Origin of the sequence: Lentzea sp. NPDC051838 (assembly GCF_040681245.1) — a bacterium.
Classification (GTDB): domain Bacteria; phylum Actinomycetota; class Actinomycetes; order Mycobacteriales; family Pseudonocardiaceae; genus Lentzea.
Map to the genome: position 1 here is coordinate 1 of NZ_JBFAYI010000072.1, position 9,271 is coordinate 9,271.

The following is a 9,271-nucleotide window of genomic DNA, read 5'->3' on the forward strand; positions in this document are numbered from 1 at the left end:
TGTGGGTTTCAACGCCAGTAATAGCGTGTCGTTTGGACACCCCCTCTCGGGCGCGGCCAACGATCAGGCACGACTCGTGACGGGACCCACCCCACCTTTTCGTTGTGAGGCAAGGGCAGCTCGCCTTCGGCGTTGCCAATGCGCCTCGGCTTCGCCATTGGTACTGCTCGCCTTCGGCCTCGCACGTCCTCTGGTAGCCCCAGACCCTGCCGTGCCCCCGCCCCGCCGTGCGCCGCCTCGCTCGGACCCTGCCTTGCCCCGTCTCGCCCTAGACCTGCCCCGCCCCAGCCCCTTGCGGTGCCTTGCCGTGCTCCTGCCGCGCCCCAGTCCCAAACCCCTGCGGCGCCTCGCCTCTCCTCGCCCAGCCCCTTGCGGTGCCTCGCCCCAGCCCCGGCCCAACTCACTGCCCTCGCCCCGCCCTCGCCCTGCCCTCGCCCTGCCCCTGCTGTGCCTCACCCGCCCCTCACCCGCTGCGTGCTCCCGCCCTCGCCCCCTTAGGTGCCTTGTGGCCCTCGTTCGGCGTTCAAGTGGGGTTCTGCGGGTAGCTGAAATTTCTGCCGTGCCGGGTGGGAACACTTGGGTGGGCGCAAACGTTCGCGGGCGGCGAAAAGGCTGCTCGTAGCACGGATTTGCGATCTGAGGTACCCCGGATGGCCTAGTGGGACGGGCAGTGATCAACCGAGTTGAACCTGTGATTGGCCACTGGGTACGGGGTGGTGGTGGGGGGCTGTTAGTGTTGCGGGCTGAACCCGGATGTCCTCCGGGTCGCTTGGTCGTGGCTGCCTGCTGCGGCCTGCCAACTACCGCATGTGCCGGTCCCTGGGGGTCGGCAACGCTCAGGAGGTTCGCGTGCTCGGCGCATTCCGCTCGGCTCTCGCGACGCCGGATCTACGCAAGAAGATCCTGTTCACTCTCGGGATCATCATTGTGTACCGGCTTGGTGCGACCATGCCCGCGCCGGGCGTGTCCTTCAAGAACGTGCGCGCGTGTGCTGAACAGCTTGAGGGTCAGAACATCTACTCGCTGATCAACCTGTTCAGCGGTGGGGCGTTGCTCAACCTCTCGATCTTCGCGCTGGGCATCATGCCCTACATCACCGCGAGCATCATCATTCAGCTGCTCACCGTGGTCATTCCGCGGTTCGAGCAGTTGAAGAAGGAGGGGCAGGCCGGTCAGGGCAAGCTGACGCAGTACACGCGTTACCTGACCATTGGTTTGGCGATCCTGCAGTCGACCGGACTGGTGGCCCTCGCGGTGCGCGGGCAGCTGTTCGGTGAGTGCGACCAGGACGTCATTCCTGGCAAGGACAGCATCTTCACGCTGATCGTGCTGGTCATCACCATGACCGCCGGTACCTCGGTCATCATGTGGCTGGGTGAGCTGATCACGGAGAAGGGCATCGGCAACGGCATGTCGCTGCTGATCTTCACCGGTATCGCCGCCCGCATCCCCGCCGAGGGCAAGAACATCCTCGACAAGAGCGGCGTCACCTTCGCGCTGGTCGTTGTCGCAGCTCTCGTCATCATCGCGAGCGTCATCTACGTCGAGCAGGCCCAGCGCCGCATCCCGGTGCAGTACGCCAAGCGCATGATCGGCCGTCGCATGTACGGCGGCACGTCGACGTACCTTCCCCTCAAGGTGAACCAGGCCGGCGTCATCCCGGTCATCTTCGCCTCGTCGCTGCTCTACCTGCCGGACCTGATCGTGCGCCTCACCCAGGGGTCCTCCGCTGAGGCCAACTGGTTCTCGACCTTCGTGCAGACCTACCTGGTCAAGCAGTCGAGCTGGGTGCACATCGCCTCGTACTTCCTGCTCATCGTCTTCTTCACGTACTTCTACGTCGGCATCACGTTCAACCCGGACGAGCGTGCTGACGAGATGAAGAAGTTCGGTGGCTTCATCCCCGGCATCCGTCCTGGTCGCCCGACCGCCGAGTACCTCAAGTTCGTGCTGGGTCGCATCACGCTCCCCGGCTCGCTCTACCTCGGCATCGTGGCGATCCTGCCGAACCTGTTCCTGGACCTCACTGGTGACAACCAGAACCAGAACTTCCCGTTCGGCGGCACCGCGGTTCTGATCATGGTCGGTGTCGGTCTCGACACCGTGAAGCAGATCGAGAGCCAGCTCATGCAGCGCAATTACGAAGGGTTCCTCCGCTAGATGCGACTCGTTCTCGTTGGCCCGCCCGGTGCGGGCAAGGGCACCCAGGCTGAAGTGTTGAGCCGCAAGCTCGGCGTGCCGCACATCTCGACGGGCGACCTCTTCCGGTCACACATCAGCAACCAGACCGAGCTCGGGCTCGAGGTGCAGAGCATCCTCGACGAGGGCGCGCTGGTGCCGGACTCCATCACGAACGAGATGGTGCGCAAGCGCCTCGCGGAGTCGGATGCGGTCGACGGGTTCCTGCTCGACGGGTTCCCGCGCAACGTGGCCCAGGCGGACAAGCTCGGCGAGTTCCTGGCCGTCGACGGTCACGACCTCGACGCGGTGCTGGAGTTCCGGGTCGACGAGGACGTCGTGGTCGAGCGGCTGCTCGCGCGTGGGCGCACGGACGACAAGGAAGAAGTCATCCGCCACCGGCAGCAGGTGTACCGCAACGAGACCGCGCCGCTGCTGAGCTACTACTCCGAGAAGGTCATCTCGATCGACGCCGTCGGCGAGATCGACGAGATCAGCGAGCGGGCTCTCGCGGCCCTCAACTCGCTGCGCGACGAGAAGTGACGGGTGGACTGCTTGACCGGCTCCGCACCGTCATCACAGGTAGTGAAGGCATGAGCAAGATCGAGATCAAGACCCGCGGCGAGCTGGAGGCCATGCGTGCCTCCGGCTTGGTCGTGGCGAGGGCGCTGAAGAACGTCGTCGCGGCGGTGAAGTCCGGTGTGTCCACCTGGGAGCTCGACGAGATCGCCGAGCAGACCATTCGCGACGCCGGCGCCATCCCGTCGTTCAAGGGCTACCACGGGTTTCCGGCGAGCATCTGCGCGTCTGTGAACGAGCAGATCGTCCACGGCATTCCCAGCAAGAAGCAGGTGCTGGCCGAGGGCGACCTGATCTCGATCGACTGCGGTGCGATCCTCGACGGCTGGCACGGCGACTCGGCGGTGACCGTCGGCTGCGGTGAGCTCTCGCCCGCCGACCACAAGCTGTCCGAGGCCACCAGGCTGTCGATGCTCGCGGGCATCGAGGCCGCGGTGCCGGGTGGGCGGCTCACGGACATCTCGTTCGCCATCGAGTCCTCGGCGATCGAGTCGGGTGAGCGCGACGGCATCGAGTACGGGATCGTCGCGGACTACGGCGGCCACGGCATCGGCACCAAGATGCACATGGACCCGTTCCTGCCGAACTACGGCAAGCCCGGCAAGGGGCCGAAGCTCAAGGTCGGCATGGCCATCGCGATCGAGCCGATGCTGACCCTGGGCACGGACGACTCCCAGGAGCTGGAGGACGGTTGGACCGTCATCACGCTCGACGGGACGCGGGCCGCGCACTGGGAGCACAGCGTCGCGATCACCGAGGAAGGTCCCTGGGTGCTCACCGCGCCTGAAGAGGCGTAATCCCCGAAGCATGGACTGACCCCGTTCGCCGTGAGGTGAGCGGGGTTATTTCGTTTGTCGATGCAGATATGGTCGAGTTGACGAACGAATCCAATGTCTGGGGGCATTGTGCGGTTCATCCGCTTCGTCCTGCCCGCCCTTCTGATTTCAGTTTCAGGCTGTGCTGCTTCGAAGCCGGCCACCGACCTCACCTACCAGGACGTTCCCGCAGATCAGATAGCCAACCGGATCTTCCTGGCAGACACCATCGCCGAAGTCGAGAACTGCCCGCCGCCGTTCGCCGACGTGCGGATCGTGCGGCCGAACTTCGTCAGCCCGCCGCCACCGGCCGACGGCGGTTGCGGGGGCAAGGCCCGTGCCGATGCCGGGCCCGAGTACGTCGAGGCCGTGAGTCGCATCACTGCACTGCACGACAGGGTGATCCTCGAGTGGGACGCGCGGCTCAAGTCAGGGCCGGAGGCCGCGCAGACGCGGGCGCTCGCCGCGACGTTGCTGCACTGCCTCGACCGGGCCGGGTTCATCCAGCGCGGGCCAGGTGATCCGAGTTTGGAGAGCTACGGCATCGGATCAGGCGACGAAGCGTTGAACAACGCAGCTCAGAGGTGTTCTGACGACACCGGCTACGGCAACGGCGTCGCGGCTCAGCGGGTGCGCACGCTCAAGTCGGTGCTCGGGCTGCACGAGTCGGAGATCAACGAGATCACCCGGCTCCGCACCCTGCTGGCGCGCTTCGCCAGGCCTGCTGACGGGTCTGAACGGGGCCGATTTGGGTTGCCGGAGTGAACTGCGTACACTGGTCAGGTGGCGCATCCGTCGCGCCGGTTCAGTCATGCCCTCCGAGGTGAGATCGAGCCGGGCTGGAACGCGTCCAAAGGTTATTACCACCGTCACGAAACGCGGAGGACATGGGCAAGAAGGACGGGGCCATTGAGGTCGAGGGCCGCGTAGTCGAGCCGCTCCCCAACGCGATGTTCAGGGTCGAGTTGGAGAACGGTCACAAGGTACTCGCGCACATCAGCGGCAAGATGCGACAGCACTACATCCGCATCCTCCCTGAGGACCGGGTTGTCGTGGAGCTCTCGCCCTACGACCTGTCCCGCGGGCGCATCGTCTACCGCTACAAGTGACCTCCAGTAGCAGGAGATCTCAGGCGTGAAGGTTCAGCCGAGCGTCAAGAAGATCTGCGACAAGTGCAAGGTGATCCGCCGTCACGGCCGGGTCATGGTGATCTGCGAGAACCTGCGCCACAAGCAGCGCCAGGGCTGAGCAGTTCCACCACGCGCTCGTCGAGATCATCGATGACGCAGTAACGAGAAACTCCTCGCACCTACCGCACGCAGGGCTTCAAGCGTGCGGACACCCCCGGATTCCAGGCCGGGGCCGGGACACCGGCTGTGAGAGCAGCCGGAAATGACACAGCGAGTCAGTCACCGGAATTGGGCGAGGAGCAGACCTGGAAGTAATCGACAGGAGTTAACCGCCACATGGCACGACTCGCTGGCGTAGACCTCCCCCGCGAGAAGCGGATGGAGATCGCGCTCACCTACATCTTCGGCATCGGTCGTACGCGCTCCAAGGAGCTGCTCGCCGCCACCCAGATCTCCCCGGACCTCCGGGTCAAGGATCTGACGGACGACGACCTCGCCAAGCTGCGGGACCACATCGAGACGAACTACAAGGTCGAGGGTGACCTTCGCCGTGAGGTCGCGGCCGACATCCGTCGCAAGATGGAGATCGGTTGCTACGAGGGTCTTCGGCACCGTCGCGGCCTGCCCGTTCGCGGACAGCGCACGAAGACGAACGCCCGTACCCGCAAGGGTCCGAAGAAGACCGTGGCCGGCAAGAAGAAGGCCGGCAAGAAGTAAGACCTCGCGTCTACTGCCCTCAACTTAGGAGCTCGTTTTGCCACCGAAGTCCCGTCAGGGCGCCGGGGTCAAGAAGATCCGGCGCAAGGAAAAGAAGAACGTCTCGCACGGCCAGGCGCACATCAAGAGCACGTTCAACAACACCATCGTGTCGATCACCGACCCGATGGGCAACGTGATCAGCTGGGCGTCCGCCGGCCACGTGGGTTTCAAGGGCTCGCGCAAGTCCACGCCGTTCGCGGCGCAGATGGCCGCCGAGAACGCCGCCCGCAAGGCCGCCGAGCACGGCATGCGCAAGGTGGACGTGTTCGTCAAGGGTCCCGGCTCCGGCCGTGAGACCGCGATCCGTTCGCTGCAGGCCGCCGGTCTCGAGGTCGGCACCATCCAGGACGTGACCCCGCAGCCCCACAACGGCTGCCGCCCGCCCAAGCGGCGCCGGGTCTGAGGCACGGGGAGGAGTAAGAACTAATGGCTCGTTACACGGGACCCGCGACGCGTATCTCGCGCCGCCTGAAGGTCGACCTCGTTGGTGGGGACCAGGCGTTCGAGCGCCGTCCGTACCCGCCCGGCCAGCACGGCCGTGGCCGGGTCAAGGAGTCCGAGTACCTGCTGCAGCTCCAGGAGAAGCAGAAGGCTCGCTACACCTACGGCGTCCTCGAGAAGCAGTTCGTCCGCTACTACAAGGAAGCGGTTCGTCGTCCGGGCAAGACCGGTGAGAACCTGCTCCAGATCCTCGAGGCCCGCCTCGACAACGTGGTGTACCGCGCGGGCCTCGCCCGCACGCGTCGCCAGGCTCGCCAGCTGGTCAGCCACGGGCACTTTCTGGTCAACGGCCACAAGGTGAACATCCCGAGCTACCAGGTGTCGAAGTTCGACATCATCGACGTGAAGCCGAAGTCCATGCCGACGCTGCCCTTCGAGGCTGCTCGCGCGTCCTTCGGTGACCGCCCGATTCCCGCTTGGCTGCAGGTCGTCGCCTCGAACCTGCGCATCCTCGTGCACCAGCTGCCCGAGCGCGCGCAGATCGACACGCCTGTCACCGAGCAGCTCATCGTCGAGCTCTACTCGAAGTGATCCTCTCCCTGGTGACTGTCCTTCGTGGACGGTCACCGGGGGTCGGGTCCCGCATCGGCGCGAAGGGTGTGCCGAGTGCGTTTGCCGGTCTTCGTGGCTGGCTGTTGTTGACGGCGTCAAATAGCGGGCGTCGTTGCTGAAAGGAAGAACCCAGTGCTGATTTCCCAGCGCCCCTCGCTCGGCGAGGAAGCGGTCTCCGAGACCCGTTCCCGGTTCGTCATCGAACCGCTGGAGCCGGGCTTCGGTTACACGCTCGGCAACTCGATCCGCCGCACGCTGCTCTCGTCGATCCCCGGTGCTGCTGTCACGAGCATCCGCATCGACGGCGTGCTGCACGAGTTCACCACGGTTCCCGGGGTGAAGGAGGACGTCACCGACGTCATCCTGAACCTGAAGGAGCTCGTCGTCTCGTCCGAGGAGGACGAGCCGGTGACCATGTACCTGCGCAAGCAGGGCCCCGGTGTGGTGACTGCGGGCGACATCGTGCCTCCGGCCGGTGTCACCGTGCACAACCCCGACCTGCACATCGCGACCCTGAACGGCAAGGGCAAGCTGGAGATCGAGCTCGTCGTCGAGCGCGGTCGCGGCTACGTCCCCGCGGTTCAGAACAAGCAGGCGGGCGCCGAGATCGGCCGCATCCCCGTCGACTCGATCTACTCGCCTGTTCTCAAGGTGACGTACAAGGTCGAGGCGACTCGTGTCGAGCAGCGCACGGACTTCGACAAGCTGATCCTCGACGTGGAGACCAAGCCCTCGATCACTCCGAGGGACGCGGTTGCCTCCGCGGGTAAGACCCTGGTTGAGCTGTTCGGCCTCGCTCGCGAGCTGAACATCGACGCCGAGGGCATCGAGATCGGCCCGTCGCCGGCCGAGGCTGACACCATCGCCGCGTTCGCGATGCCGATTGAGGACCTGGACCTCACCGTCCGGTCTTACAACTGCTTGAAGCGGGAAGGCATCCACACCGTCGGCGAGCTCGTGTCGCGCAGCGAGGCGGACCTGCTGGACATCCGCAACTTCGGTGCGAAGTCGATCGACGAGGTCAAGATGAAGCTCGTCGGCCTCGGCCTCGCCCTGAAGGACTCGCCTCCTGGGTTCGACCCGTCCGCCGCCGCTTCGGACTACCACCCCGGTGACACGGGTTGGGGTGCCGGTGCCGGCCTGGACCCGCACGACGACGGCCAGGACTACGCGGAGACCGAGCAGCTCTGACGCTCTGACTCAGAGCTAGAGGATCTCTTTTAGTTAACACAGGAGCAAGCGATGCCCACCCCTACCAAGGGCCCCCGGCTCGGTGGGTCTCCGGCGCACGAGCGGCTGCTGCTCGCCAACCTGGCGACGGCGCTGTTCCAGCACGGCCGGATCAAGACCACCGAGGCGAAGGCGAAGCGGCTGCGTCCGTACGCCGAGAAGCTGATCAGCAAGGCCAAGGTCGGTGACCTGCACAACCGCCGCGAGATCATGAAGACGATCCGCGACAAGGACGTTGTGCACAAGCTGATCGCCGAGATCGGTCCGTTCTTCAGCGACCGTTCCGGTGGCTACACCCGCATCACCAAGACGCTGGCGCGCAAGGGCGACAACGCCCCCATGGCCATCATCGAGCTGGTGCAGCAGAAGCTCGTCTCCACCGAGGCCGAGGCTGCGCGCAAGACCAAGTTCGCGAAGGACGAGAAGCCGGCTGCGGCTGAGGTCGTCGAGGAGGCCACGGAAGAGGTCACCGAGGCTGCCGACGCCGTCGAGGTTGACGGTGAGCCCACCGCCGAGGCCGTTGAGGCCGAGGAGAAGGCTGACGAGTCCGCCGACAAGGACAAGTCCTGAGCGGATTGAACGCTGACGAGCCCGTCGCTCCCCTTGCTGGGGGCGGCGGGCTCGTTCGTGTGCGGTTCGACCTGGGGTACGACGGGACCGAGTTCTCAGGCTGGGCCCGTCAGCCTTCTCGTCGCACCGTCTGCGGGGTGTTGGAGGACACCCTGTCGATGGTGCTGCGGGAGGACGTCGTTCTGACGGTGGCCGGGCGGACCGATGCCGGGGTGCATGCCTCTGGTCAGGTCGCTCATGCTGATCTACCGTCCACTGTGGACGTTGCCGGGTTGCCTAAGCGGTTGGCTCGTGCGTTGCCCGCGGATGTTCGGGTGTTTTCGGCCCGCGTGGTGCCTGTTGAGTTCGATGCTCGGTTTTCCGCGTTGCGGCGGCACTACGAGTACCGGGTTTCGGATGCTGCATTCGGGGCGCATCCGTTGCGGCGGTTGGACACGTTGAGCTGGCCTCGTCCGCTGGACGTTGGCGCTATGAACGTGGCTGCTGCGTTGTTGTTGGGGGAACACGACTTTTGCGCGTTTTGCAAGCGGCGTGAAGGGGCCACGACGATTCGCGAGTTGCAGCGGCTGGAGCTGGTGCGGGCCTCGTCGGACGGCGTGATCACGGCGTTTGTGTCTGCTGATGCGTTCTGCCACTCGATGGTGCGGTCGCTCGTTGGGGCGTTGCTCGCTGTTGGGGAGGGGAGGAAGGATGTTTCGTGGCCTTCCTCGTTGTTGGCGTTGCATGGGCGGGCTTCTGGGGTGACTGTGGCGCCGGCTCATGGGTTGTGCCTGGTTCGGGTGGACTTTCCTTCGGATTCGGAGTTGGGGGCTCGGGCTGAGGCGACTCGTCGGGTTCGGACGTTGTCGTAGGGCTCCTGTTTCGTGTCCGTAGGTGGGCGCGTGCCGTGCTTCCGTTCCGGTTGCGTTCTGGGAGCTCTGCCCCAGACCCCGCCAATCTGATCAAAGACCCACCAGC

At 65.3% G+C, this 9,271-nt stretch carries 12 protein-coding genes; all 12 read left to right on the forward strand.

The window, feature by feature from the left end:
- Nucleotides 1-849: 849 nt before the first annotated feature.
- Nucleotides 850-2,160, forward strand: a complete 1,311-nt coding sequence (gene secY, locus AB0M24_RS47920) for a preprotein translocase subunit SecY (RefSeq protein WP_363781945.1) — start codon at nt 850-852, stop codon at nt 2,158-2,160.
- A complete protein-coding gene (locus AB0M24_RS47925) occupies nt 2,161-2,721 on the forward strand; it encodes an adenylate kinase (protein WP_363781947.1) in 561 nt (186 codons plus the stop codon).
- A 50-nt stretch (nt 2,722-2,771) separates the two neighbouring features.
- Nucleotides 2,772-3,554: a type I methionyl aminopeptidase gene (map, locus tag AB0M24_RS47930; protein ID WP_363781949.1), complete on the forward strand. Its 783-nt coding sequence runs from the start codon at nt 2,772-2,774 to the stop codon at nt 3,552-3,554.
- Between the two features lie 93 nt (nt 3,555-3,647).
- On the forward strand, nt 3,648-4,337 hold the full coding sequence (locus AB0M24_RS47935; protein WP_363781951.1) for a hypothetical protein: 690 nt from the start codon (nt 3,648-3,650) through the stop codon (nt 4,335-4,337).
- Between the two features lie 122 nt (nt 4,338-4,459).
- The gene (gene infA, locus AB0M24_RS47940) at nt 4,460-4,681 is read left to right on the forward strand and encodes a translation initiation factor IF-1 (RefSeq protein WP_005166804.1); all 222 of its coding nucleotides are present in this window, start codon (nt 4,460-4,462) and stop codon (nt 4,679-4,681) included.
- 25 nt (nt 4,682-4,706) lie between these two features.
- A complete protein-coding gene (gene rpmJ, locus AB0M24_RS47945) occupies nt 4,707-4,820 on the forward strand; it encodes a 50S ribosomal protein L36 (RefSeq protein WP_010148647.1) in 114 nt (37 codons plus the stop codon).
- Between the two features lie 218 nt (nt 4,821-5,038).
- Nucleotides 5,039-5,419 (forward strand): 30S ribosomal protein S13, encoded by a 381-nt coding sequence (gene rpsM / locus AB0M24_RS47950; RefSeq protein WP_086669041.1) that lies wholly within the window; start codon nt 5,039-5,041, stop codon nt 5,417-5,419.
- 37 nt (nt 5,420-5,456) lie between these two features.
- The gene (rpsK, locus tag AB0M24_RS47955) at nt 5,457-5,864 is read left to right on the forward strand and encodes a 30S ribosomal protein S11 (protein ID WP_030472036.1); all 408 of its coding nucleotides are present in this window, start codon (nt 5,457-5,459) and stop codon (nt 5,862-5,864) included.
- A 23-nt stretch (nt 5,865-5,887) separates the two neighbouring features.
- Entirely contained in the window at nt 5,888-6,493 is a 606-nt protein-coding gene (rpsD, locus tag AB0M24_RS47960) for a 30S ribosomal protein S4 (RefSeq protein ID WP_045309822.1), read from the forward strand.
- A 153-nt stretch (nt 6,494-6,646) separates the two neighbouring features.
- Entirely contained in the window at nt 6,647-7,705 is a 1,059-nt protein-coding gene (locus tag AB0M24_RS47965) for a DNA-directed RNA polymerase subunit alpha (RefSeq protein WP_030472034.1), read from the forward strand.
- 51 nt (nt 7,706-7,756) lie between these two features.
- On the forward strand, nt 7,757-8,314 hold the full coding sequence (gene rplQ / locus AB0M24_RS47970) for a 50S ribosomal protein L17 (RefSeq protein ID WP_363781955.1): 558 nt from the start codon (nt 7,757-7,759) through the stop codon (nt 8,312-8,314).
- Between the two features lie 59 nt (nt 8,315-8,373).
- Nucleotides 8,374-9,165, forward strand: a complete 792-nt coding sequence (gene truA, locus AB0M24_RS47975; protein ID WP_363781957.1) for a tRNA pseudouridine(38-40) synthase TruA — start codon at nt 8,374-8,376, stop codon at nt 9,163-9,165.
- Nucleotides 9,166-9,271 lie beyond the last annotated feature (106 nt).